Below are 26140 nucleotides of genomic sequence, written 5' to 3'. Positions count from 1 at the left end.
GACTTTTTTATCAGCGTTTACATCAAATCTCGCGTATCTTCATAACGTTCTGTATGAGTATATTCTGGTCTTATCGGTGCTTCATCTTTTTCCACCTGACTGGGTAAGCGCATAAAGTCAGGATCTTCGTAAGCAAGCATACATAAGCCATAGGCGACAGTAAATCGGCCAAATTCTTTCGGCGCAAGACCATTGGTAACTAGGTTCTCGGGTGCAGGAATCTCTTTTAGTTGATAGGACGGAATCTCACTATTTTTATGGTTGAAATCACCGTGAGTAGACTCGATTGTTTTCTGGAAAAATGGAATATTACTCCCACCGCCACCAACTAAAACTCTCAATTTAGTTCCAATTTCGTCCTTGGCAAGGGCACGTCGTAAGATGTGATGTTTTTTGTTTCCATCGAACACAACACTAGCAACAAGTTCCTGCACTCTCTTCCTGCTTTTGCTATCTTGGATTTTCTGCTGAAATTCTAGATCATTAGGTCTTGATAGACTTTGGCGAACATATTCAAATGATCTGTCAAGTTCGTCTGCGGCTTGTTTAGTCAGCGCACTTACTCCAAGGGGTTTAACCTCCGTTTCGTAAATATCTAGACGCCGCATTCCTTCATCGCGCCAAAATCGGAATGCAGACCCATCAAGCGTCCCATCACCAATATCAAACAGAGTGTAAAAACCATCCTGAGCAGCCTGTGAGCTAAGGAAAGACCATGCTGCTGCTGTAATCTCTGGAGTAGTGATGCAAGCTAACGCCTCTTGAGCAACATTAGCATTCATCCACCCCTTGAAATGGGTTATCAGCTGTTGAAGTTTTTGTAGTGTAAGTCTTCTAGATCCTAAAGGACTATAAGTCAAGAGCCAAGCTAAGGAAAGAACTTTATGAAAGCGCTCAAGGGTTGGTGAGTCGCAATATGCTGCTGGGACACCAATATTTACACTCCAGTGAATCGTTTGATTTTTGAAAAGATCGGGGCGATTTACTTGAATCCAAGCTTGTGCTCTGGTGATAACCTGACTGAGATAATATGCACAGATGCTTTCAACCACAACAGGTTCATGTAACTCAGGGACTTGCTCAAGACGCCAAGAATCAGTTGCAGGCATATCTAGGTCTGCCAGACGCATTTTGATAAAGTTTACTGAGCGCTTAATCGAATGAGTGTTATTTTCCCATTCGGCTATGTTGAGCCCTGTAAGCAAAGTATCATCACTCAAAATAGCCAGATTAGTAGGAATTAAGGCTTGCTCCAGAGTCACCTCTTCTTCTGTAGGTGAGGCAAATGTAACGATTTCAGCCTGATCACTGCCAACATCCCAAAAGCAGACTTTGGTAAAGCCTGTACCAAAATCAATACCTAAAACAATTTCGCGATCGCACTCATCCTCAGTAGGTAGATTTGGAACAATATTGTGTGGAAAATCTGGTTGAGTAGCAGAGAGACTAGCTTCAAGCCGAGATCTAAACTCATCGACATCTAGCTTGAGCCTATTGAGTTCATCCTGTAACTGAGTAATATTGTTGCTTAGGCTCTGAGTTGTTGCCTCCAGATTAGCCTGCTGCTCACGGATAACTTGCTCGCGGGTCTCGGCTAGGGTACTCGCAACTTGGTCAAGCACTCTCTCAGAACGAACTATGAGGTCAGTGACTGATACTTGTAATTGCCGAAAACGCTCAGTAACTTGATCGAGGCTAGTTTGGCTACTGGTCCCTTGGTAAACGAGTTGCTCCCGCAATGAGTTGATCTCGCTGGAAAGTGATTGACTCTGCTGGGTAGCTTGCTCAGATAGAGACTGACGCTCGCTCTGTGTCGATGCAATTGTTTCTGTGACCAATACTTGTAGTTGCCGTAACTCTTCAGCAACTTGGCCGATACTTGTTTGGCTGATATCACTCTGTTGAGCTAGGTGCTTCCGTAGCGATTGGGTATCGTTAGACAGGTCTTGAATTCGCTCAGCCAAGCGCTCAACTTGCGACTGGCTATCGTGTTGAGCTGAGGAGATGGCCTCTGGAACCGATAGCTGTAGCTGCCGCAACTCCTCTACGACTTGGTCAACGCTAGTTTGACTGGTGGTGCTTTGTTGAGCGAGGTGCTCTTGCAATGAGCTAATCTCGCTGGAGAGCGATTGAATCTGTTGGGTAGCTTGCTCAGATAGGGCTTGACTATCGGTCTGAACAGAGGAAGTTACATCGACAATTGAGAGATCTAATTTTTTTAGTCGTCGCTGAATTTGCTGTAGTTGCTGATCAGTCTCTTTTTGGGTTTGGCTGAAGCGTTGCTCTAAACGTTTTTCTTGCTGGCGACGGCTGATTAAATTCAGGCTAACGCTAAAGGCTAGAGGAACCGCTGTATAGGCGACTTGCTGAGTTGATATGGTTGCGATCGCACCAACGACAGTAGCAGCAACACTAGCATATTCAGTTAGACGTAGAAATTTATAGCTATTCACAGGCATTATGCTCTAGCTGAAAAATTAGTTGTATTCGTTCACTTTGATATAGGAATGTTCAGAGGCTGAAAGCTTGCCATAGGAGTTCCTGACGAATACTGAATACTACGTGCATTACCAACGTTTAATGCAGGGGCAAGAAGTCAACTCAGAGAATCAACTACGCAATTTAATATTATTCATGATTGCAAACAAACCTACGTCCCCGACCCCTACAAATCCATTGTTCTTGCCAGAACCGCCCCAGACAACAAGTTCCCGATCACACACCTCAAATTTTGACCGCAATAGCCACATTGTTCTGGCCCCCCAGCCCAATAATCAACTCCACGGCACATTGATCTTTGGTGCAGAAAACAATCCCCTCACAGGGTTCACCACCAAAGAGGACATTATGATGACCTCCCTAACGGGGCACTCACTTGCGGGGATGTCTAGATTAACAATTCACTATTAGTTCTGCACTTTTCCATCAGGCATAGTTGTCCCACTGAGTTTAGCGCCAGCTAAGTTCGCACTACTCAGTTCAGCCTTAAACAAAATCGCGTCAGTCAGATTCGCCTCACCTAAATTAGTGCGTCCCAAATAAGCATTAGTCAAGTCAGCCTGGGTCAGGTCAGCACCACTTAGATTAGCTCGACTCAGGTCAGAACGCAGCAACCGGGCATCAACCATAACAATCTGGAAAAGTTGAGCACCACAAAGCTTAGTATCAGTAAGATTCACACCCTTTAGATCAGCACCAGTGAAATCGCAGCCAGATAGATTTGCCCGCTGGGCACGGGTGCGGGTCAAATTGGCATAGCGCAAATTAGCACCTTCTAACTGAGCATCTGCCAATGATGCACCCTTAAGGTTGGCACCGTTCAAGTTGGCATTGCGCAGATCAGCATCTTTGAGAAACGCCTCACTCAGGTTGGCACCACTCAGATCGACATTGGCCAGATCCGCCCCTTTAAGGTTAGCCCCGCGCAGATCCACCTGACGCAAATGGGCCCCCCGCAAAATTGTTTGCTCACTGCGCAGTTCTTGCCGCAGATTCGCCCCCCGTAAACAAGCCCCAGTTAAATTAGCGCCGCTCAGGTCAGCATTACGGAGATCAGCGTCGGCTAAATTCACATCAAATAGATCGGCCAGGGTGAGATCAGCCCCCCGCAGGTCGGCCCCCTGTAAACTCGCGCCATGCAAATTAGCATCACTCAGGTTGGTATAAATCAGATTCGCCTGATTCAGATTGACGCCGCTCAGGTTGGCATGGCTAAGGTTCGCCTGCTGCATATTCACCCGGCTCAAATAGGCAAACATCAGATCCGTACGTTCTAGATCAGCTTTCGAAAAGTTCGCGCCGATCAAATCCACTTTTGGCATCTGTAAATTCGCTAGGCACAGACCACTAAAGTCCTTTTGGCCACTGTTATAACAGGCTAATAGTTCAGCAGCATTATCCATAGGATGCAGGCCTCATTGAGGTAACAGCAGACACAGCAGCTCTAGCACTATCGACAGGGATTACCACTTCGTCTGGTTCAGCGTAATAGGGTTTAATAGCATTCAAAATAGCAGTGACAACTGGCTCATTGTCATCGGTGTCTTCTAAACAGTGAACAATAATAGATAATTTACTTTCCAAGTCTTGGAATGAAGAACAATAGTTGAAAACTTCTCGTAAAAAGTCTTCTAAGGTTTTACTACGTAGCAATGACCACTCTTGTGAACTTCCGGTAAAGGGACTGTAAAGGGTGGAATGCAGCAAGATTTTAGCCCGTAGCGGGTTGCAATATTTGATGATATCGAGCCTGAGCTCAAACAAATCGGCCCGGTCTTTCACCTGGGCCACCTCCATAGAAGGTCCTTCTAAAGACTTCGCTGAATAGGCGACGGTATTTTCAGGATGAATACCAACCGGCAGATCCCCAAAACAGGTTTCTGGACTATCGGTGTCGTTGGCAGTGGAGAACCCCGGTGTTGACATCGGGATCAGCTCAGTTTGAGCACTATAAAGGGGATGAAAGGCCTTAAAAATAATATTTACAATTTTGGTGTATTTAGTTTTGCGATTTAGATGGTGCAATAAATGACGTAACCGATATTTAAGATCGTTGGGTGTTGGTGTCAGCTGATACAGCTGCTGTATCAAAATCGCCGTATCCGCTTGCTCAATTTTACGGATATCCGTTTCCCAAACTTTATGGCACAGACAATATAAAACTTTTTTTATCCGGATAATCTGGGAATCTCGCTCTAGCTCATCCGCCACCTGTTGATAGCGATCCTTAGATTCCTCTACACTTTCTTCTGCCGCATCCTCAGCTTCTTCTGGCTCCCCACCAGGAAGTAAACTGGCCGCCCGTTCTATATATAACGGCGTAATGGCCTGCAAAATTACCTCAGCCACATCAGAGTAGACCTCTTTATGGTTGAGGGTAGCCACAATGCGGTAAAGACTCGCACGGCAATGCTCCACTGACGGATTGCGCTGCACCAATGCGTCAATCAGATGCTGCAATGAAAACTGATCCAGAACGGTAGTGTCGTTTTCCCATAGGTTTTGACAGGTACCAAAAATCAGTTTTTTGATCCGCAGATGGTCGGGATGGTCACCTAGACTTTGTAAAGCCTGATCAATTGGGCTCTCAAAGGCATAACCTTCAAACCCTTCAGCAAAAAATGGTCGGGTCATCTCCGCATCAGACACCTCCAGCTCAATGACTGGCCGTAGCTGATAAGCAGGGACTGATTCTTGAATATTTTTAAGATTTAGCGGGCCAAGAAATGTGGCATCTAAATCTAGGCGACTTTTGACGACATCATAGACCACCTGAGAAACACAGATTTCACCAGGGGCCGCAAAGCTTTCTAAACGAGCCGCAATGTTGACGCCATTCCCCATAACGTCGGAATTGTTTATGTACACATCGCCTAGATGAATGCCAATGCGATGGTCAAAGCTATCCCGCTTGCTATCACCGCGCAGTTTTTTTTGAATATTCAGTGCACAAGCCACGGCCTGAGCTGCGCTAAAAAAGCACATCAATAGACCATCGCCAGTTGATTTAAGCACCTGGCCCTTAAACACATTGCACAGTCCGGCAATCTGCTTAAGATCTCGATTAATAATCGCCAGTGCCCGTTCTTCATCAGAGGACATCTGGGCACTAAACCCAACAGCGTCTGTTACCACAATTGCGGCAAGGACACGCTGCTGGGTTTGAAGCGATGGCTGCGCTCCTTCCATAGAAAACCTGACTGACAAGACTACCTGATATTAAGATTACCCTGGTCCTATAGGGACTTCCGCACATCATGAAGTAATGAATACGGAATTTGCGGAAGAATTTATCGGGCCTTTTTATATCGTCGTATTAAAATACGTAATTACCGATAGACCCTCACCCCACCTAATCTCATAGCAAGATAAACTTCATTCCCCACCATTGATGGGACAATCTTGCGACCGGATCCTAGATGCCATACTTCATTCTCTCCTATGATAGCGATTCTGTCATGTGATGGTGGTTACGAAATGACCAAACCACTCATTATTGCAAGTCATACAGGGGGCAAAACCCTATGTAATTTTCGATACTTTCTAAAATGAGAACAATAACACTGAAGAAGATCGTTTTGATTGTTCCCATTTTAGTTTCTGAATTTGAATTCTTTTGACTGCTTTAGACCAAAGAGAGTTCTTTGATACGTTTAAGAAATTATCGGGATAAAAAAGATGAGATATCTGCTTGAGTATTCTAAAATCTGCGAAATATGAATGGTTATTAAAGATTAATGACTATTGGGAGAAATTAATGGTCCAATGCTGGTGAGTCTAGTGCCCAAAAGGTAATTATGCCCAAACTCAACCATTTGGCAATGCATTTACTAGCTGGCGCAGCTACCGTCTGGTGCACTGTAGCCATTACACCAGTTGCAACCTATGGAATAGAACTGCCTCAACCCACATTTGCTGACTTGTGCGAAGCATTTCAAGGGGGGGCAGGCGAGTGGAGTAGCGCCCTATACAGCCGCCCGTATTCCTGGCAAACGGTGGAAGCTTTGATGTCGGCATTGGGCATTAGCAACTGTAATGTAGCCGCACAGCAGCTGGCTGCGATGGAGGTTTTACGGGGGGCACAGATACAGAGGAACTACTTGCCAGACAACGGTTTGATGGTAGATTTTCCGACGGGTGTGGATTTGCATATAATTGAGATCGCAACCCCCAATCTCACTGCTCTCAACCTGAGCGGGCACGTCATTGGCGACTTAGCCCCCATTGCTCAGCTCACTCAGCTGCAAACCCTACGTCTTGCCAACACTCAGCTACAGGACATTACTGCCCTCACCGCCCTAGGGCAACTCACCACCCTAGATATTAGCTACAACCAAATCGACAATATCGCACCTGTGGCTGAGATCCCCACCATTCGCTCCCTCAATGTTGGTTACAATCCCTTTACAGATATTAGTCCCATCGGTGAAATTCTCACCCCCGCCGTAGAAGGAGAATGGCAGCTGCTCGACCTCAGCGGCATTGATATTGACGATCAAACCTGTCCCGACAATCTGGGTGACATCTGTGGATGAAGCGAGGCAAAAGAAACTCGCTGTTTTGTTATTAATCTGTTTAGATAACAGCAATCCAGGGAACAAAAGAGAGAGAAAATTGCTCATCACAACGAACATTTTGTAAGGGTTAGCACAAGGCACAGCCCCTACTACACAGCTAAATTGTCTTGCACAGCTGTGCGTAACTGTTCTGTGAGCCGCGCCACGGTTCCTGCCTTATCAGCTCGAAACTCCTTGACGTAATCTTTTAGATTAATCGGTTCACCGACTCGGAAAACAGCCTGGCGATGAGCCTTAGGCTGAATATGTTCAACTTGATACACCTCTCGTTCTAAACGCATCAATGTGTCTAGAAACCTCTCCGGAGTAGGCTTAGCCGCAACATAACCATCATAAATGGCATCAAAATTCAGCAATCTTACCGTCGTCCAATAGAGGGCATCCCCTTCAGCAACCGTTTTCGGTTCTTCTGCCTCTAATAATGCCTGGATCCGATAAACTCGTTCTCGAATCGGTGCTCCATTGGATTCTAGATCCAGCTGCTGTTCACACTGACTGATGACATGATTCCGCAAACGGCTGATCCGTTGATTCCAGTCTTGATCCGGTTCCCTAGTTAAGCCAAATTCTGTTTCTATACGTGTGATGATCAAGGATGCGATCGCAAGTAACCGCTGATAAAAATCCTGGGGATCTTCAGATACTAAACCGAGTTCGTCCTCCAGACCCTGTAATGTCTCCTGGATAACTGACGTCATCGGCTGAGTATAGCGATACTTCAGCGAAATCGGCACAACATACAAATCCGCATCGGGGGTCTTCTTCATCAGCTGCGCGATTACCTGCATCGGCATTTGGATTGCCCCCGACCGAAACGGCATCACCGTATCATTTTGATAAGAGCAGCCACCTTCTGGAAAAATCACCACCTGCGCCCCAGGTTCCCTTAACAGACTCAGCGTCTGAGCAATGCTAGCCCTATCCCCCAATCCCCGACGAATAGAGTAACAGCCCATCCATTGTAAAAATGGTCCCTGCAGCCCTTTGAACGACTCCCGAGCCACAATATAGTGCCACAGTTGGCCTACCCGTGCCGCCAGGCTAAATAGCACCATACCGTCTTCCATAGTGGGATGGTTACACACATAAACCACCCGTGCGCCATCCAATGCCCGCAGTTTAGCTACATCGTCATCGGACACCACTAATCCGCATCGGTACAACCGCTGTAGCACCAGATATGACACACTCTGCACCAACCGAATCAGTAACGGTTTAGGTTTAGGTGGAAAGAATAACGCAGTCTCAGCAACCATAAAGCAAACGGTGAATAGACCCAACAGTCATATATGGTTATGCCTTGCCTCAGGGTTAAATGGCAACAGTTGCCGTTTAAACACAGCGGCCTCAAACTGAAAATTTCGGATGAGACAACTGAGTACTGAATAGTGAACTAGTCATGAGTAGTTCACCTGATATGACTACCAGAAAACTCACTTCTGACAAACTATCCATATACACCCTTATCAATAGTTAAATCTTGACGCCGTATCTAACCGCCTAAGTACAACACCTTAGCCTTACAAAATTTTGCCAAAGATTTAAAGCAGGCAAAAAGCATCTCCCCATAACTCATTCAGGGTGTTAGCGATAACGTTACATACTGTAGCTTGGAACAAATTATGTTGGACCATTAGTCATCAAGGTTTATTACAGTGTCCTTCTAGATCAAACAAATTTATACCGCAAACGGCCCTATGAAAATGGTCAAGGTTAGCTCACTGCTGCTGTATTTGGGGATCCCTCTTGTAGGTGCTTCAGTAGCGCTCAATTTTTTCCTATACGGACAACTCACAAAATACTACGTTGAACTCAATCAAGTTCGTTTAGATCCGCTGGGCCTTAGCTACTATAAACCAAACTCTAACTTGAATGACAAGGGAGACAATAAACGAGTCATTATTTTCGGAGACTCTAGAGCTGCTGATTGGCCTACCCCTCAAATTAAGGGATATGAATTTGTCAACCGTGGTGTTGGCGGCCAAACCTCTGCACAAACAAGTCAACGATTCGATTTTCATTTAGGAGATTTAGAACCAGACATTGTTGTCATTCAAGTAGGCATAAATGATCTCAAAGCCATTCCACTGATGCCCGATGAACGCAATGTCATCATCGATCTTTGCCGCGCTAACATTCGACAAATAACAGAAGATGCTAAGGCATTGGGAGCCACGGTCATCATATCCACTATTCTTCCAGTGGGAGAAGTGCCGCTTGTACGCAAACCCGTTTGGTCAGATGACATAGCCCAGGCCATTTATGAGGTCAACGGATATATTGACTCCTTGCAAAGTGATAAAGTACTGGTGTTTGATGGGTTTTCAGCCATTGCCGATGAAAAAGGCATGATTCCCAAAGATTTCGGCAAAGATGAGTTGCACCTCAATGCCCAGGGATATACTGTCTTAAATGAGGCATTTTCTGAGTTTTTTGACACTGCAACATTTCCCAATAACACAGAGATTGCGGAAGCAGACAACATTTAAGAATATCCTTGGTGTTGGTAACAGCCCCGCCGTGGCAGGGCTGTTTTGTTGAGATGGGGAGCTACCCTGGTGTCATAACCTTGATTTAAAATCTTCAGCCTAGGAGATTTTAGTTAAAAGCTATATCCAACACCAGCGATGAAGTCAACATCATCGTCACCATCCTGGAATGGAGACCACACAACAGAGCCATTAACCAACCATTTGTCATTAACACGATAGTCTGCTCCACCGGTCACAGCAGCTTCAATGGAGCTATCATCACCTAGCTCACCATTGATACCAGCACCTAGGAAGGGATTAAGGCGACCAGCGGGATCAAGAGAATTGAAATCATAGGTGATGGGCAGTACATAGGCCACATCTTCGCCATCATCAAAGTCAAAGTCAGTGCTGACAGCGGGACGGACAGAAAGATTATCAGAAAGAGAGAGTTTACCGTTAACAACAAATCCTTCGTCACCGCCACCAATCCCGACATAGTTATAGTCAGGTGCTTCTTGAGCAAATGCGGTGAGGGAAGCTGCAGCAAGAACAGCAGCCGTTAGCCCCAGCGTGCAAAGAATACGATTGAACATCATGGTTGAATTCCTCGAAACGTTTTATGGCAGACGGGCTAGTTTTCCATGGGTATTTAGTACCAGAGATTACTGAACCTCGCTTGCATGGTCTTGTTGTATCGTTTAGTCCCTAGGAACGCGTAAAAACAGAGGACACTTTTTCTGGGTGGACTATAATTTTAACGCTATAACCACTGAAAAATCATTCATTAGAACTGTGACAGTTAGGGATATGACCGTGGTGGCAACGCAACGGCTTACCATAGATAATGTTTGTGATAATGTTTGTTTCCGAGTGTGTTATTCATGGTGATTTGTCTTCGGTATAGCCTTGCCCTTGCCGCCCTATGGCTGACTATGCTAGTCGGCCCATTTGTACATCCAGTTTATGCAGCAGACCTCTCCCCTGCACCCGAATCTGCTGCCGCTTATATTATTTCTCCCAGCAATGGTGATACGGTCGCAGCACCCTTCACCGTGCGGTTTGGCCTGTCGGGCATGGGAATTGCCCCTGCCGGGATAGATCGTCCCAATACAGGTCATCATCATTTACTCGTCGATGTCGATGAGCTACCTCCTCTAACAGAGCCATTGCAAGGTTCTGAACAAGTTCTCCATTATGGTGCCGGTCAAACCGAAACTCAGCTGACCCTAGAACCGGGCAAACACACTTTACAGTTGGTACTGGGCAACTATAGCCATATTCCCCACGAAAAACCCGTTATCTCAGAGAAAATCACAGTCACTGTTGAATAACTAGTGCTTAGCCCATAGCGTCAGCGGTTCCCCCCCCCTCCCAATCCAAACACCTATGCAATCCTTACCCACGGACCAGCTACTCACCATTGACCGCCAACATGTATGGCATCCCTACGCCGCCATGCCCAATCCGTTACCCATTTTTCCGGTCAAGTCGGCACAGGGCGTTTACATCGAGCTAGAGGGAGGGCTGACCCTGGTGGATGGCATGTCCTCCTGGTGGACCTGCATTCATGGGTATAACCATCCCCGGCTTAACCAGGCCGCTCGCGATCAAATTGATCGCATGTCCCACGTGATGTTTGGCGGTCTTACCCACCAACCGGCGGTGCAACTGGCTCAGCGATTAGTGGAACTCACGCCAGAACCACTCCAGCAGGTGTTCTTCTGCGACTCTGGTTCAGTGTCTGTGGAAGTGGCCATGAAGATGGCGATTCAGTATTGGTATAACCTGGGCAAGCCTGAGAAGCATCGCTTTCTAACGGTGCGCGGCGGTTACCATGGCGATACCTTTGATGCTATGTCGGTGTGTGACCCCGTCAACGGCATGCACCATCTATTTAGCAAGGTTCTTCGACAACAGTATTTTGCCGATATTCCCCAGATTCCGTTCTGGGGACTGTGGGATGACAGCGATATTATTAGTTTTGAACAACTTTTGGCGGAAAACCATGGACAGATCGCCGCAGCCATCTTTGAACCTGTGGTGCAGGGGGCTGGGGGCATGCGGTTTTACAGTCCCGACTATGTGCGTCGTGCCAGAGAGCTCTGTGACCAGTATGGTGTGCTGTTAATTCTGGATGAAATCGCCACAGGCTTTGGGCGTACAGGGCAGCTCTTTGCCTGCGAACATGCAAAGATTTTCCCTGACATTTTGTGTATCGGCAAGGCCATGTCCGGTGGGTTTATGTCGCTGGCGGCAACGCTCACCACACCCCACATTAGTCAGGTGTTTAGCCAGGGCGAAGCAGGGGTGTTTATGCATGGTCCTACGTTTATGGCCAATCCTTTGGCCTGTGCCGTCGCCTTAGAGAATCTTGCCATTTTAGACAGCTACGATTGGCAAGCCAAAATCCAGACAATCGAGGCACAGCTGAAGCAAGAGCTAGCCCCCTGCCGGGCATCATCCTTAGTCAAAGACGTGCGGGTGTTAGGAGCCATTGGCGTTGTCGAATTGCATGAACCGGTGGATATGGCTGTAATTCAGCCACAGGTAGTAGAGCACGGTGTATGGCTACGCCCCTTTGGTAAACTTATATACACGATGCCGCCTTATATCATTGAGCCTGCCGAGTTGAGTTGCATCACCCAGGCAATAGTTGAACTGACTCGTTAATGTTGTGGTGAGCAGTCGCATTTACTACGGCTAAAATTCATAGTCACAATTCCTATCCAGGATAGGCTTGTCATCATGATGCGCTTTACTTCAATCAGTCTGCTGACTGTTAGTTTGCTCAGCCTGCTTATAGGATGTAGCCCTCGAGAAACGATTAGATCAGGTGCGATCGCACCTGAAGCATCCACACCTCAAACCATCTCAGAGTCCATCTCGAAGACGTTTGAGCTGGATCCAGGTCGCTATTGCTACTTATTAAACAACGGCATGCTCGCGACGTATTTGCGTTTAACCCTCGACAACCATCAGATTAGCGGCGATGTGCGCTCATCGGTTCAAACCGAAGCAGCAAACGGTTCAACAACCTATGCCCAAGTGTTTTCAGGTTCACTAATCGCAGACACATCCATAGTCGACGTTACCACCTGGATTGACAAAGACGTCAAAGACACCCGTGATACCTGGATATTAACCAGCAATACACTGCAAACCAAAGACAACGTCCTCAATCTAACGGACTGTGAACTGGTTGATCCGGCCTTCCAAGATCACAATGGTCTTGAAGCCAAGGACCTGCTGGCCGGAGCGAATAATGCCAGAACCGAACGGATTGAGTTCGACCCTGGCCAACGCTATGTCATTGCTAGCAATAGGGTAGTGCGAGGGGACCGGGATATTTATCTGGTCAACGCTAACGGTGGTCAGCAGATGAGTATCAGCCTCCAGGCCACAGAAAATAACGCTGCTTTTGATATCATTTCCCCCAGCGGTTACATCCTGGCATTTAGCGCCAATAATGAGACGGTTTTCTTACCTCACACCGGCGATTACCAAGTAGTTGTCGGCGGCATCTCTAGCGATGCTTCCTATAATCTGACCCTCAGTCTTCAGTAGATGTTGTGAACTATGTGCGCCAAGCTATATAAAGCAGGAACGGCTTTTAATTAAGTTTTGCAACAACCTGGTCGTAAAGTCTAACTAACCACCGATAGGTCATTGCGGTTGCTTGCGGGCACCGAATTGACCTTGTTTGTTTGGAAATCTGCCCATGGGTGGTCTGTTACGGAACCTGGCATGCGCCACAATCATTGTCCCCAATTGTCTGATGGCAGATGCCGTTGCCCAACCACTGACTATAAGAATGGATTGGCCATGTCAGGAACTTTCAGTAGAGCGTTCGTTTCAGCCAGATCCCCCCGGTGTGCCCCAAAGACGACTCAGCGGTGGGACACGATAGTAGCCGTTGGCGAAGAAGACTATCCCGGCGAATTGCGGAGCAGCACCGCATGCAGACTATGACAATGGTAATACGCCAGAAATTTGTCCCGCACTAATGGATATCAGCACGCAGGCCATCTGTTCTAATTCGATTCTTTCAAGGGTGCGCATAAAGTCGGTGGGGCACTTTTGGAATAAGTAGCCAACTGCGATCAGACGACAGTTAAAAGTCATCTGAGGATTAACTAGCAGAGCTTTAGCAGTATCGGTAGCCTTACTGATTAAAACCAGCAGTTTTTGACAGTAGGCATGCCAAAATGCAACCCGAAATGCAGGTTGTTGTCGGTACTTATTGACCTGTCTAGGATCAATCATCAGAGCATCGCTTACTTCTGTGAGGGTCATACCAAACAGCAACAGATGAATAATCTCGCTCTGTAAAACAGGTACATGGGGGGGGCCTTGGTAGTCAACAGTTGCGAAAAAACAGCCTAACCACCATTTTATAAGCCATAGACGATACTTTGAAGAGATCTGAGCATCAGTAGTCAGATTTTGCAATATGGTTAGCAATCTCCCAACAAAATCCAGCATTTTCTTGAGAAAGGCTCGCCAAAAGGCTGTGCGAAAGGTTGACTGCCGTTGGTAAAGGTTGACCTGACCCCGATCAAGCTGCATCACTTTGGTAATTCTCGATGGAGACATACCAGATAACAACATTTCAATAATTTTGGCTTGGACAGGTTCCACGTTCTTGAAAGCCTTTAGCTTACAAGTCCTTGTTTTCAGAGCCTTTTTCCTGAGGGCATCTATGATATGAGCCGGATGTTTGTCATAACCGTTAAGTTCTATGTTTTGCCCCGTCGTGGTCAAACTATTCAACAAGGACGTATTGTCTATCCGATATTTGGGCCCCTGCTGACTATTGGCCATCGTGGTCAACACGCCCATTAGGGTGGCTTTATCCCGACGCTCCATGTTGATACTATGACGGGCCATGCTAAAAGGATATCCTTGCGATCGCAATCGCCGCTTATACTGTGCATCCAGTGTATGCATTTCAACCATGTACTGCTCTTTTGCCCGACTTTCAATCACAGCAGCATCGGTATCAGGAGCCATGGCTAAACGAACAACAAAAGCACCACCTTGCTTTTTTTCAATCGATTGGATACAGAGATTAGCATCAACATATTCTTGGCAAAGCGTTTGGAAAGCCTGGGAAAACGCTTGCCAGTCAATACGCCCCTGAAAAACAAGATCAATCACACGTGTAGTTTGCTGAAAGCCCCTAGCAAACTCACCAGGCTTGAAATTTCTTGTCTTGGGATGTCGCTCTTTTGGCACATCTTTGAGATAGATATGATCACAAATAACCCCTTCCAAGATCGTCGCACCATTGGAAGTCCAGTCTTGTATACAGGCACCGGTAAGCATTGCCTTGGCAAATACAGTACCCAACACTTGCGTCTGCATCAAAGCAGCACCACTCAAATTGGCACTGCTCAAATTGGCACTGCTCAAGTTAGCCCTACATAGATTCGCACTACTCAGATTCGCACCACTTAGACTCGCACCACTTAGATCCACGTCAGGTAAATGCGCCTTGGTTAGATTGGCCCCTCGCAGATCGGTTCTGGCTAGGTTAACACCCCGTAACCTGGCTTTACGTAGTTTTGCACCGCTTAAGTCAGCCTCCGATAGATGAGCCTGAGTCAGATCAGCTTTATACAAATTAGCACCGCTTAACTCCGCTTTATCTAGCTGCACTCTATGGAGCTTGGCACCGCTGAAATTCACTCCACTCAATTGAGCCGCCAATAAGGTTGCACCACTTAGATCAGGCACTATTTCAGGATTATTTAATCTCCACTGATTCCATCGCTGTACACCCTGATGTAGCCGTTCTAAATGCTGTAGATTAGCCACAACGACACCCTCAATCAATCACCTAATGCTACCCAAGCTGTGATTCAGCATTATCTAGGAGTTATTGAAAGTATAGCGAGCCCCAAGGACAAGAGATCTACGACCCATAGCCAATCATCATGCCTTGCAATCAAGGATGTCATTCATACAGATGTCGATTTTTACAGACATCTCTGGCCGTAACACAGCGCTAAAGTCAAATTCTAAGGAGAACTATTCAAGACCTAACAACCTTCTCTCTGCCACAAATATAGGTCCTGAATAGTTGATCGAGTCAGTCTTCTCTCAAACGTTCCAGATACGAGAATGATAGCTATTTCAGCACCGTATCTAAGATCTCTCTAGCTGGCTGAGCTTTTTCCAGGGCAGTTTGGTAGTCACTGTAGATGCGCACCAATTTAGAAAGGCCACTGACACCTGTCTTTAACTGATCTAATTCATCTCCCGACAGCAATTCTCCATCCAGCATCCGCACAATTAAAGGTTTGATATCGCCCACTTCTTGGCGCGACTTCTGTAGCTTATCCACTGTGGTCATTAACGTTTTGAGGGCGCTGAAGATCGTGTCCAAGTTTCCAGTATCTACAGCGGGTGCAGCTTCAGGAGCTGCTGCTTTAGCAGAATCTGCTGCTTTAGCAGAATCTGCTGCTTTAGCGGGAGTTGCTGCTTTGGTTGGGGCAGTATCCACGGCTTCAGAAGCAGCAGTGGACGTTTTACTCGCATCGCGTGGTGCCATGGGTCTCTCAGGTAAGAACAGCACCTAGTTTAGGTGCTTTCCGCCGATATGGATACGGATGTTATGAGATACGATCACTAAAACTTACTTAAGGTTCCATTGACAAGGCTAAATTGGCCGTCCTAGGTACATAGACGAGCTTTATCAGCCGATACATTGGCCTGTTTAATCTGCCGATAGCCTAAGCTGTCGTTAGCGCAGTTTTGCTCAAATTCATAAAAGAGAGCGGGTATTTTTTGAAGATAGTTGCGATCGCTAAACGACCCAATTAAATCCGCCATCCGACCTAAATCTGCCAAACCTGAAATATCCGAGATCGAGCATGCTTGCATAAAAAGACTTTCCAAACAAGCAACAACGTGACGTATATATAATCCTTCAAACGTCCGATGTTTAAACTAGGCACAGGGATTCAGCATGCTCAGAAAGCATCATTTTCATGCGTTCCAAGGATACGTTGGGGGATATCAATGAAATATCATCAATGCCCCCAACGTACTAACCATGAGTTAAGACCGTTGTGCACTGAGAATGAACTAATTATGAGAGATCTGTCATTTATCCCCCCAGGAGACCCCAGTCTGATTCACCTAAACCTCTGCACGGGGAGCATAGTCACGAATCAGCTCTATCGAGCGCTCTAGGGCAATAATGCGCTCGGTAACCTGATGGGTTGGAGGCAGCTTCTGCAAAATTTCTAACCGTTCAAGCCTGTGGGCAACTTGGCCATGGGCACCTACCAAAAATACCTCTCGCCGTTTAGCCAAGGAATCTTTAATCATGGTTTCAATCGCCAGCAAAGCCGTTACTCCTAATCTAGGGACAGTGCTCAAATCTAGAATCAGGATTTCATAATTTTCTACGATAGCCATGCGCCGAGCGATGGATTTGGCCGCGCCAAAACTCATGGGACCGCTGAGATGGAACATGAGTACTCGTCCCTTAGCAGCTTCTAGCAGGGAGCGTTCTTCAGGGGTGAGCCAGTTTTCATTATCCCCATGGGTCACTGCCCGCATATCCTGTACCTGAATATCGGTAATTGCTTGAATGGTCAGCAGATTGGCTAAAAATACCCCAACGGCCACAGCCGTAATCAGGTCCACAAAAACCGTGAGTCCCATGACCAGATACATCAAGCTTGCCCCCTTTGTAGACAGGCGATGGGCTCGCTTCAAAAAGCCCCAGTCAATGATGTCAATCCCGACTTTGATCAAAATTCCTGCCAATACAGCATGGGGAATTGGTTCAGTCAAAGAACCAGCCTTAAGCACGATTGCCGCTAGCACAAGGGCATGAATCATGCCCGAAAGATTAGTTTTACCCCCCGTCTGCACATTGATCACGGTACGCATAGTAGCTCCAGCTCCGGGTAAACCACCGAACAAGCCAGCCACACAATTACCAATACCTTGACCAATTAGCTCACGGTCAGAATCATGTTGGGTGCGTGTAATACTATCGGCTACCAAGGAGGTGAGCAGTGAATCTAACGCTCCCAGTACAGCCAGCATAATGCTGTACCCCAGCATGTCCTTCATAGCCCCCCAAGAGAAGTAGGGCATATGCAGGCTAGGCAAGCCCGAAGGAATATCACCAATGCGAGGAATACCGCTATTGGGGAAGAATCTCACTGATAGATAGGTGCAAAGCACCAGGGCAATCAGAGGCGCTGGCAAGATGCGATTAAGCTTTGGCGGGGCAGCAAACACAATCGCTAGAGTCAGCAACCCCAGCCCGGCAGCAACAGGATTGATAGTACTAAAAACAGTTGGATACAGCAGAATTGAATCAACAACACCCCCTTGCCCGACAGCCCCAAACAGAGGGCCAATTTGAATCAGGATAATAATCACCCCCACCCCTGACATAAACCCAGAGATAACGGTGTAGGGCATGAAAGTAATGTATTTTCCTAATCTCAAAAGCCCCATCAAAATTTGAAACAGACCACCCAACATAACCACCGTAAAGGCCATGGCGAGACCGGCCTCTGGGTACTTAGCCGTCAGTGCCGCAAAGGTAGATGCCATGACTACCGTCATTGGGCCTGTAGGCCCCGAGACCTGGGAAGGAGTACCCCCAAACAGAGCAGCTAAAAAGCCAACAAACATGGCTCCATATAGCCCAGCAATGGGTCCTGCTCCAGAAGCAACACCAAAGGCCAGAGCTAAAGGTAAGGCAACAACCGCTGCCGTGACACCACCAAATAAGTCTCCCCGCAGATTCTTGAAATTGAGACTTGGCAGTAGAACAGATGGAGACAATGCCATGATCGATATCTAACTCCAAACGTTTTGAATTAAATGAAAGTAAATAGAAATGCCGGTATTGAAGGGGAAAAATCACTGGCAACTAGCTTCACTAACAAACTACCCACCAACAAAAAGGCCAAACCATTCGGGCAAGACTCCTGAAACATTCTCCCCAATCAAGTGTGTCTTGCAAACTCTTATCCTTGAGTCGATTGACAAACACTCTCACCGATAAAAGACCCATAATCATTGCTGGTGATGACATCAACGCTAAAGTAGCTACCAGATAATTGCCAACGTCAACATTTACTGGAGAGAGAAACGAACTAGCGGTTACAAACGTTACCGCACAGAGAAAGCTATCGATTGCTGCAATCGCTGAAGCATTGTAGAGATCAAGCTTTAGCCGTAAAATAAAGAAAGAATAAACAGAGACGACAGCAACCACCACCACAGTTGACCTTAAGGCTATAGCAACCTCAGAACTCAAACCGCTTTCGTAGAATCCGTCCCCCCCATTAAAGCTGATGGCAAATAATAAATACACAAAGAACAGCGTGGAGATCGACTGAGGGATCTCTAAGTCTGACTTGAGAAACACAGCTGTCAGGCCAATAACGAAAAACAAGACAGGTGAGTTTAAAACATTCGAAAGAATCAAGCTAGAGTCCATAGCTCACTTTAGTAAAGTGCGGCGACCGATAGCAGCTGTGTGTCAAGTAAATTCAAACCTATCATCGAATGTGAAGCAGAGTATTGAAGAATACTTTTAGGTAATTATTTACGAATATTTATTGAGTTATACGTAGCCAATGGGGTTTAAATACTCCATGATTACTTCCACAAGTTGTTGCGCCGCCAAGCTTATTCAGCCTGCGTATTCCATAGCTCTGTAGTTTGTCGTAGACTTACAAAGTCTCCATTTCCTAAAATTAGGTGATCTAACAGAGGAATCCCTAAAATATTTGCTCCTTCCAGCAACTGGCGGGTCAACGCTAAGTCAGCATCGCTGGGCTCAAGAATACCGGAGGGATGATTATGGGCGACAATCACACGGGTAGCCCCTTGTTTAATGACTTCACGAAAAATCTCTCTTGGGTGGGCTAGGGTTTCAGTGGCAGTACCGAGAGAAATAATTTTGGTGCCCAGGAGTCGATGTTTAACATCGAGCAGTGCGATCGCAAATCTCTCTTGCGATTGCCACATTAAATCTTGACTGAGGGCAGCAGCAGCTACGGCGGGATCATCCACTATTGTGCGATCAGCAGGACGATTTTGCAAAACTCGCTTTCCCAGTTCTAATGCGGCTAAGATGGCAGCAGCTTTCGCCTCTCCGACACCGGATATGGTCATCAGCTCCTGCGGTGTAACAGTTCGTAAAGCATCCAGGGCTGTGGCACTATCCTGGGCAAGTTCATTGAGAATACATTGACCGAGATTCACAGCTGATAGCTTATGACCACGGCTAACCCCTGTGCCCAGCAAAATCGCCAGCAGTTCAGCCAACGTTAAATTTTTAGCACCATAGGCCATCAATCGCTCGCGGGGACGTTGCTCCGTCGGCATATCTTTAACCCGCAGATTGTAGCGTTTGTGAATCTGTTCTTGGCTGCGATCGCAGGTAAGTGTCATAGATAGAGGTGCAATGGCATAATAATCACCGCACTGTTTTCTAAGGCAGCGCGGCATCATGATTTAGTGAGCCCATCAGCCCGCCTAAGAGCGACCTTATCACCACGAAATCATAGCGAAGCCTACATTTACTCAGACGCTATGCTAAACCTCACCCCGTCACCCACCAACCTTAAAAAAGTCCGCCAGCAGTTAGCGCAATTTAGCTGTTTGGCAGTTCCCCCCCAGCTGTCTAAAGCGCAGAAGCGTGATCTCATTAATGCTCTGCTATGGTTTAGCGATTTAGCTGACTACGAAACCCTGGGTGTATGTACCGATACCCTGGCCGAAGGCAAAGCAGCAACCGAAGCCTATGTCGGTCGCCTCAGCCGTCCCATCAATTTAGACTTGCCTGAACGAGACGGTGCTATTTACCTGAAGTTCAATACCCTCAAAGGCGCTTGGTATCTAGATGACTATGGGGGGCCAAATCGCGGCGTTTTGGTCTCCTTCCACGCTAGTGAGCCCGAGTATGACCTGGTTAATGGCACCTATGGACCTTTTCCATTGGACTTATTTGATGAATGATCGTTAGTCGATGCACAAGGGAGCGGTTAACAATCAACCAGCCTCCAGTGGGGGCGTACCGACGTACGCCCTTCAAGATGTCAGCACATATCCACCATGCACTCGATTGGATGCACAGCAGCAGTGCATCCTTACAAAGCGAGACCTACGTAGTTACCAACCCATGCTCTAGGGCAAATCGGACTAGCTCTGTACGGCTATTAGTACCGGTCTTACCAAATAAACGACTGACGTACTTTTCGACGTTGCGGACTGTGGTGCCCAGACGACTCGCAATCTCCTTATTCATGAGGCCTTCTGCCACCAGGTTTAATACATCCTGTTCGCGGGGCGTCAGATCAATACGAATCGGCGATGTTTTTTGAGGGATCGTTCCTCGCTGTGTGAGCAGAGCCTTAATTTCCTCAATTTGGCGGGCCATAGCAGCGATATCAGGCACGGTTCCAGCTTCTGGCGTACGTGCGGCCTGGCGTTCGATCAGATTACTGACCATGGCCACCAGCTCTTCTGGATCAAACGGTTTGGATAGGTAGGCATCACAGCCAGCGTTGTAGCCCTGGATGCGATCGCTAGTCATCCCACGGGCTGTCAGAAAAATTACCGGTAGCGATTTGTAGCGAGGATCTTCACGCACCTGCTTAAGAAATGCATAGCCATCCACCTCAGGCATCATAATGTCTGAGATCAGCACATCCGGGGGTTCCTGCTGCAATAGCTCTAGTCCTTCAGTGGCATTGCTGGCCGTGCGCACCTGAAAGTCACTGTCTTCTAAATAGGCTTGAACCGCCTCACGCAAGCCGGGCTCATCATCTACCAACAGGACTCGTTTAGCTGCCTCTGCCATGGCTTTTCCTTTGATGCTACAGTTCCTAAGCTTAATCGGAATTGGGCACTCTCATCATATGTAGTCCCCAACTCTGGGAAATACTATCTTCCCACTTCACTGTTGACCATCGTTTGTGCAAAGTTCGTCAAAATTCCATTCGTTTCGCTCAGGGTCACGACACCTGGATAGCCCCACAAAACCAGGATGCGATCGCTGTCATTTAAGAAGAACTGATATCAAGTCCTGACATTTATCAGTAAATTACCAATGGCAACATTGGGGCATAAGACTCCTTGTAGACCTGTATTCAGAACTCACACAGCAGTCTGTGCAAGGTTAAAAAATATACATATTTGCCCGTAGACAACTGCTGCAATTGATACCATTTGGGTCCTTTCACGATAGGATGATTAAGAATCATCTAAACTCCGACCGGAATACCGGGGTTTATGAGATTCTTAGCGCAACTAGCCTAATCACATGGCTTTAATGCAAGCGTTGTTGATGTAAGGAAATATCAGGAAATTCGGTTATGGCTCTTCAACTAGGGGATCAGGTCCCAGATTTTACCCAGAAATCTTCCGCTGGGGATATCAATTTCTATGAATGGGCTGGCGACAGCTGGGTCGTTCTTTTCTCTCACCCTGCTGACTACACTCCCGTTTGCACCACTGAACTAGGTACTGTAGCCAAGTATCGAGCTGAGTTTGACAAGCGCAACGTTAAAACTATCGCCCTCAGCGTTGACGGTGTAGAATCTCACCAGGGTTGGATTGGTGACATCAACACAACCCAGAGTACTAGCGTTGACTATCCCATCTTGGCTGACGAAGACAAGAAAGTGTCTGAGCTATATGGGATGATTCACCCCAACTCCAGCACTGGTAACACCTTGACTGTACGCTCCGTATTTGTCATTGATCCCAACAAGAAGCTACGTCTCACCATTACTTACCCAGCTAGCACTGGCCGTAACTTTGATGAGATTCTACGGGTCATTGACTCCCTACAGTTGACTGACTACCACAAGGTTGCCACCCCTGCTAACTGGCAAGATGGTGGCGACTGTGTCGTTGTACCTTCAATCTCTACTGAAGATGCGAAGCAGCAGTTTCCCAAGGGGGTTACAGAACTCAAGCCTTATTTGCGTATGACTCCCCAGCCTAACAAGTAGGCAATAACATCCACTCTGCTGGAACCATCAAGGATGCTCCACTGGGGCATCCTTTTTTCGTGCCATAGTACAGGAACATTGCTTCACGGGAATTGCAATTGTAAATGTTGTCCCTGTGGCATCGCTGGACTCACAGGTTAACTGGCCATGGTGCCGTTCATGAATGATCTGATAACTAATGGACAGCCCCATACCCGTCCCCTTGCCCACCGGCTTAGTCGTGAAAAAAGGATCAAACAGCCGTGCCTGAATATGAGGTGGAATGCCTGGTCCACCGTTATGAATAGCAACAATTGCCTGCTGCTGCTCTAACCGAGTCGAAATCTTAATTTCCAGGGGTGTAGCATTGTGGTCAATGGTCTCCTCTAACGCATCAATAGCATTGGTCAAGAGATTCATAAAAACTTGATTGAGCTGTCCTGCGTAACATTCAATGGCAGGTAGATCACCATACTGTTTTTGAACAACGATGCCAGAACGTTGGTTATTAGCCTTAAATCGATGCTCTAAAATCATCAACGTGCTGTTAATGCCATCATGGAGATTAACAGTTTTCATTTCCGCCTCGTCCATGCGCGAAAATGTGCGTAGTGACGATACAATTGCTCGAATGCGCTCAGCCCCCACTTGCATAGAGGCTAATACTTTAGGTAGATCAGCAGAGAGAAAATCAAAATCGATCTCATCTAGCATAGCTTGCACACTAGCCGTAGGCTGGGTATGCTCAGACCGATAGGCATCAATCAGATCCATGAGTTCCTCTGTGTAGGATTGGGCATGGCGAATATTGCCATAGATGAAATTAACGGGGTTATTAATTTCATGGGCAACTCCAGCCATTAGTTGCCCTAAGCTGGACATTTTTTCATTCTGCACCAGCTGTAGCTGGGTTTGCTGTAATTCTTGTAAGGCATCTGCCAAAGCCTCAGGACCAACGGCGGCAGACTGCTCATAACATTGGGTCACATCCTGGCATTCGGTCAAAATTAACCGATTGCCTGGCAGCAATGAAATCAAAGATTTGCGAACGAAAATTGTGCTGGCGCGCCGTGAGTATCGCGTTGTGAATTCAATACAGTCTCCGTGGCGAATGACCTGGGCATCTGCCTGGGCAAAGTCTGCGATTTGGGCCAGGGGCAAGAGCTCTCGATCGGTCTGAGGAAGCTGGGTCCTCACCTCTCTGATCGGATCGTGCTCCCACAGGCGATAGCTGGCATCATTGGCATAGAGCCATTTTCCCTTAAGGGTTTTAAGGTGAATCGCTGTGCTCAAATGGTTGAATAGCGTTGTCCATAACTGATGGCTATTCGCCAGGGTTTCAAAGGTTGCGCTGCCTTGAACCATCAACTTTTCCTACTTCATACCCACGGGTTTAGATTGCCCGGATTGTCGATGACCAAAACTCAAAATTGGGCAATGCCCCCTTTGTTTTAGATGTGGTTGAGGGTAAATGTCTTTACGATGTAAAGCGGCCAGGTAATTGTTATGGAGAGAGATAGGAGTGCTATCGCGTCGCCTTTTTTTGCAAGCTGGGCTCGGACTAATTCCCTGGCGCAGGACACAGCCATTGACCATGCAGCTCGACTGGCGACTCAATGCTCAATTTGCTGGACTCTGTGTAGCAGAAGCCCATGGAGAGTATCGCCGCCAGGGACTGGCCGTCACCCTAAAGCCGGCACCGCCCAATCTGGATGTGGTGAAAACAGTGGCTTCACAGCCCCATACCCTTGGCTGTGCTGAGGAGTCGCTGATTTTAGCAGCCCAGGCTCAGGGAGTGGATGTGGTTGCGATCGCAACCATGCTCCAAGCATCTCCGTTAGCCCTCATGAGTCTGCCCCAAAAAGGCCTCAGCCAGCTCCAACAGCTACCCGGCAAACGCGTTGGCGTCCATAGCGACGGGCGCAAAGCCTTAGAACAGGTTCTATCCCAAAATCATATCCCTTCAGACCCAATCGATATTGTCACCATTCCCTATCGCAATAAGCATCAGCGTCTAATCAATGGCGAATTCGATGCTGTCCAATGCTATGCCCTGGATGAACCCCTAGATTTTGCCCGTCGTCTGGGCCAATCACCAACAGTGTTGACCTTCCATGACTACGGGTTCGATGCTTACAGCCAAGTAATTTTTGCCCCTACCCAGTTAGTCGCCAAGCACCCCCAAACCATAAAACGCTTTTTGACCGCCACGTTTGCAGGCTGGCACTGGGCCATCAATCATCCCGAACAAACCGCCCGTCTGTTGGTAGAGCAATACGTTGAACCAAACTACCAAGATCTTGATTATCAAACCCAATCCCTCAAGATTATTGCCAACTATGTACAAAACAGTAACCAGACTATCGGCACCCTCAATGCAACACGGTGGCAGCACTCTGCTCAGCAACTTGCCCAGGCCGGTTTAATTGATACACTGCCACCGTTAACCACCTCCATTGACCTTAGCCTTTGGCCATAAGGCGTTACGTTTCTTTTTATTCTTTTCCACCGTTAACCACGTCCCATTCCCCATTAGGATAAAAAGACTGATTATTACCAACGTTTACTGCACGAAGGCTCCTATGGATATCAAGCAAGGTTTTGTTGGCACCGTTGGCAACACCCCGCTGATTCGGCTCAATAGCTTCTCCGACGAAACTGGCTGTGAAATCTTAGGTAAAGCTGAATTTCTTAACCCCGGTGGCTCGGTGAAAGATCGAGCGGCTCTCTTCATTATTGAAGACGCCGAAAAGAAAGGATTACTCAAACCCGGTGGCACCGTTGTTGAAGGAACGGCTGGCAATACCGGTATTGGCCTAACACACATCTGTAATGCCAAGGGCTACAGGTGCGTTATCATCATTCCCGAAACACAATCTAAAGAGAAAATTGATCTGCTCCGCACCTTAGGTGCAGAAGTACGCACGGTTCCAGCTGTTCCGTATCGCGACCCCAACAACTACGTTAAAGTATCGGGCCGTCTAGCCGAAGAAATGGACAATGCTATTTGGGCAAATCAGTTTGAAAATTTGGCCAACCGACAGGCTCATTATGAAACCACTGGCCCCGAAATCTGGCAGCAGACCGATGGCACAATTAACGCCTGGGTTGCGGCAACCGGTACCGGCGGTACCTATGCCGGTACCGCGATGTTTCTTAAAGAAAAAAATCCTGACATTAAGTGTGTAGTAGCCGACCCCATGGGCAGCGGTCTATACAGCTACGTCAAAACAGGTGAAATCCAGGCTGAAGGCAACTCTATTACCGAAGGCATCGGCAACGGTCGTGTTACCGGCAACATGGCTGGAGCCCCTGCCGATGATGCCATTCAAATTGATGACCCTGAAGCGTTGCGCGTGGTTTATCAGCTTCTGTATAAAGATGGTCTCTACATGGGTGGATCCGTAGGTATCAATGTAGGCGCAGCAGTTGCCCTGGCTAAGCAAATAGGCCCCGGACACACCATTGTCACCGTACTGTGTGATAGTGGCTCTCGCTATCAGTCAAAAATATTTAACCGAGCATGGCTAGAGACTAAAGGCCTTTGGTCCGATCAGTTACTGTCACCCTATTAGGGCAGGCTCCAATAGGGTATGAACTATGAGCA

23 protein-coding genes are annotated in these 26140 nt (G+C 47.2%); 10 read left to right on the top strand and 13 right to left on the bottom strand.

Annotated elements, in window-relative coordinates:
- Positions 1–17 precede the first annotated feature (17 nt).
- The 3 genes from DXZ20_RS34310 to DXZ20_RS34300 all read right to left on the bottom strand — a co-directional run bounded on the left by DXZ20_RS34310 (position 18) and on the right by DXZ20_RS34300 (position 5688).
- Entirely contained in the window at positions 18–2453 is a 2436-nt protein-coding gene (locus DXZ20_RS34310; RefSeq protein WP_163703044.1) for a hypothetical protein, read from the bottom strand.
- Between the two features lie 453 nt (positions 2454–2906).
- A complete protein-coding gene (locus DXZ20_RS34305; RefSeq protein WP_163660622.1) occupies positions 2907–3902 on the bottom strand; it encodes a pentapeptide repeat-containing protein in 996 nt (331 codons plus the stop codon).
- Positions 3895–5688, bottom strand: a complete 1794-nt coding sequence (locus DXZ20_RS34300) for an adenylate/guanylate cyclase domain-containing protein (protein WP_163660620.1) — start codon at positions 5686–5688, stop codon at positions 3895–3897. The genes DXZ20_RS34305 and DXZ20_RS34300 overlap by 8 nt, the downstream gene beginning before the upstream one ends.
- Positions 5689–6296: 608 nt before the next feature.
- On the opposite strand from DXZ20_RS34300, the gene DXZ20_RS34295 reads away from it, so the two are divergent.
- Positions 6297–7034, top strand: coding sequence for a leucine-rich repeat domain-containing protein (locus DXZ20_RS34295; protein ID WP_163703043.1), 738 nt, complete (start codon positions 6297–6299; stop codon positions 7032–7034).
- Between the two features lie 131 nt (positions 7035–7165).
- On the opposite strand, the gene DXZ20_RS34290 is transcribed toward DXZ20_RS34295, so the two are convergent.
- The gene (locus tag DXZ20_RS34290; RefSeq protein ID WP_163660616.1) at positions 7166–8332 is read right to left on the bottom strand and encodes a 1-acyl-sn-glycerol-3-phosphate acyltransferase; all 1167 of its coding nucleotides are present in this window, start codon (positions 8330–8332) and stop codon (positions 7166–7168) included.
- 441 nt (positions 8333–8773) lie between these two features.
- On the opposite strand from DXZ20_RS34290, the gene DXZ20_RS34285 reads away from it, so the two are divergent.
- The gene (locus DXZ20_RS34285; protein WP_163660614.1) at positions 8774–9565 is read left to right on the top strand and encodes an SGNH/GDSL hydrolase family protein; all 792 of its coding nucleotides are present in this window, start codon (positions 8774–8776) and stop codon (positions 9563–9565) included.
- A gap of 113 nt (positions 9566–9678) precedes the next feature.
- Here DXZ20_RS34285 and DXZ20_RS34280 read toward each other — a convergent pair whose 3' ends face one another.
- The gene (locus DXZ20_RS34280; RefSeq protein ID WP_163703042.1) at positions 9679–10146 is read right to left on the bottom strand and encodes a porin family protein; all 468 of its coding nucleotides are present in this window, start codon (positions 10144–10146) and stop codon (positions 9679–9681) included.
- Between the two features lie 336 nt (positions 10147–10482).
- On the opposite strand from DXZ20_RS34280, the gene DXZ20_RS34275 reads away from it, so the two are divergent.
- From DXZ20_RS34275 to DXZ20_RS34260, 4 genes are all read left to right on the top strand, one after another.
- Entirely contained in the window at positions 10483–10881 is a 399-nt protein-coding gene (locus tag DXZ20_RS34275; protein ID WP_250564805.1) for a DUF4399 domain-containing protein, read from the top strand.
- A 55-nt stretch (positions 10882–10936) separates the two neighbouring features.
- The gene (gene bioA, locus DXZ20_RS34270; protein WP_163703041.1) at positions 10937–12220 is read left to right on the top strand and encodes an adenosylmethionine--8-amino-7-oxononanoate transaminase; all 1284 of its coding nucleotides are present in this window, start codon (positions 10937–10939) and stop codon (positions 12218–12220) included.
- Between the two features lie 75 nt (positions 12221–12295).
- The gene (locus tag DXZ20_RS34265) at positions 12296–13114 is read left to right on the top strand and encodes a TolB-like translocation protein (RefSeq protein ID WP_163703040.1); all 819 of its coding nucleotides are present in this window, start codon (positions 12296–12298) and stop codon (positions 13112–13114) included.
- Positions 13115–13268: 154 nt separating this feature from the next.
- Positions 13269–13457, top strand: coding sequence for a hypothetical protein (locus DXZ20_RS34260; RefSeq protein ID WP_163703039.1), 189 nt, complete (start codon positions 13269–13271; stop codon positions 13455–13457).
- Between the two features lie 56 nt (positions 13458–13513).
- Here the strand turns inward: DXZ20_RS34260 and DXZ20_RS34255 are convergent, their stop codons facing one another.
- From DXZ20_RS34255 to radC, 6 genes are all read right to left on the bottom strand, one after another.
- Positions 13514–15367 (bottom strand): pentapeptide repeat-containing protein, encoded by a 1854-nt coding sequence (locus DXZ20_RS34255; RefSeq protein ID WP_163703038.1) that lies wholly within the window; start codon positions 15365–15367, stop codon positions 13514–13516.
- Between the two features lie 313 nt (positions 15368–15680).
- Positions 15681–16103 carry a hypothetical protein gene (locus tag DXZ20_RS34250; RefSeq protein ID WP_163703037.1) on the bottom strand — a complete coding sequence of 141 codons (423 nt, stop codon included), beginning with the start codon at positions 16101–16103 and terminating at the stop codon, positions 15681–15683.
- 122 nt (positions 16104–16225) lie between these two features.
- Positions 16226–16435 (bottom strand): hypothetical protein, encoded by a 210-nt coding sequence (locus tag DXZ20_RS38635; protein ID WP_348917889.1) that lies wholly within the window; start codon positions 16433–16435, stop codon positions 16226–16228.
- 258 nt (positions 16436–16693) lie between these two features.
- Positions 16694–18373, bottom strand: coding sequence for a SulP family inorganic anion transporter (locus tag DXZ20_RS34240; RefSeq protein ID WP_163703036.1), 1680 nt, complete (start codon positions 18371–18373; stop codon positions 16694–16696).
- A 91-nt stretch (positions 18374–18464) separates the two neighbouring features.
- Complete coding sequence (locus tag DXZ20_RS34235) at positions 18465–19016, bottom strand: sodium-dependent bicarbonate transport family permease (RefSeq protein ID WP_163703035.1); 552 nt, start codon at positions 19014–19016, stop codon at positions 18465–18467.
- Positions 19017–19219: 203 nt separating this feature from the next.
- Positions 19220–19987 (bottom strand): RadC family protein, encoded by a 768-nt coding sequence (gene radC, locus DXZ20_RS34230; protein ID WP_163703034.1) that lies wholly within the window; start codon positions 19985–19987, stop codon positions 19220–19222.
- 141 nt (positions 19988–20128) lie between these two features.
- On the opposite strand from radC, the gene DXZ20_RS34225 reads away from it, so the two are divergent.
- Positions 20129–20554, top strand: coding sequence for a DUF1824 family protein (locus tag DXZ20_RS34225; protein WP_163660592.1), 426 nt, complete (start codon positions 20129–20131; stop codon positions 20552–20554).
- A gap of 145 nt (positions 20555–20699) precedes the next feature.
- Here the strand turns inward: DXZ20_RS34225 and DXZ20_RS34220 are convergent, their stop codons facing one another.
- A complete protein-coding gene (locus tag DXZ20_RS34220; RefSeq protein WP_163660590.1) occupies positions 20700–21398 on the bottom strand; it encodes a response regulator transcription factor in 699 nt (232 codons plus the stop codon).
- Positions 21399–21912: 514 nt separating this feature from the next.
- On the opposite strand from DXZ20_RS34220, the gene DXZ20_RS34215 reads away from it, so the two are divergent.
- Positions 21913–22554: a peroxiredoxin gene (locus tag DXZ20_RS34215; protein ID WP_163660588.1), complete on the top strand. Its 642-nt coding sequence runs from the start codon at positions 21913–21915 to the stop codon at positions 22552–22554.
- A gap of 27 nt (positions 22555–22581) precedes the next feature.
- On the opposite strand, the gene DXZ20_RS34210 is transcribed toward DXZ20_RS34215, so the two are convergent.
- On the bottom strand, positions 22582–23898 hold the full coding sequence (locus DXZ20_RS34210; protein ID WP_163703033.1) for an ATP-binding protein: 1317 nt from the start codon (positions 23896–23898) through the stop codon (positions 22582–22584).
- A 157-nt stretch (positions 23899–24055) separates the two neighbouring features.
- Here DXZ20_RS34210 and DXZ20_RS34205 point away from each other — a divergent pair, with 157 nt between their 5' ends.
- Together DXZ20_RS34205 and DXZ20_RS34200 are read left to right on the top strand one after the other, a co-directional pair.
- On the top strand, positions 24056–25012 hold the full coding sequence (locus DXZ20_RS34205; protein ID WP_163703032.1) for an ABC transporter substrate-binding protein: 957 nt from the start codon (positions 24056–24058) through the stop codon (positions 25010–25012).
- Positions 25013–25115: 103 nt separating this feature from the next.
- Positions 25116–26108 (top strand): cysteine synthase A, encoded by a 993-nt coding sequence (locus tag DXZ20_RS34200; protein WP_163703031.1) that lies wholly within the window; start codon positions 25116–25118, stop codon positions 26106–26108.
- Positions 26109–26140: the final 32 nt, after the last annotated feature.

This window comes from Adonisia turfae CCMR0081 (assembly GCF_011009555.1).
GTDB classification, from domain to species: domain Bacteria; phylum Cyanobacteriota; class Cyanobacteriia; order Phormidesmidales; family Phormidesmidaceae; genus Leptothoe; species Leptothoe turfae.
The sequence above is the reverse complement of the archived record's forward strand: the minus strand, read 5'-3'. Positions and strand labels throughout refer to the sequence as shown.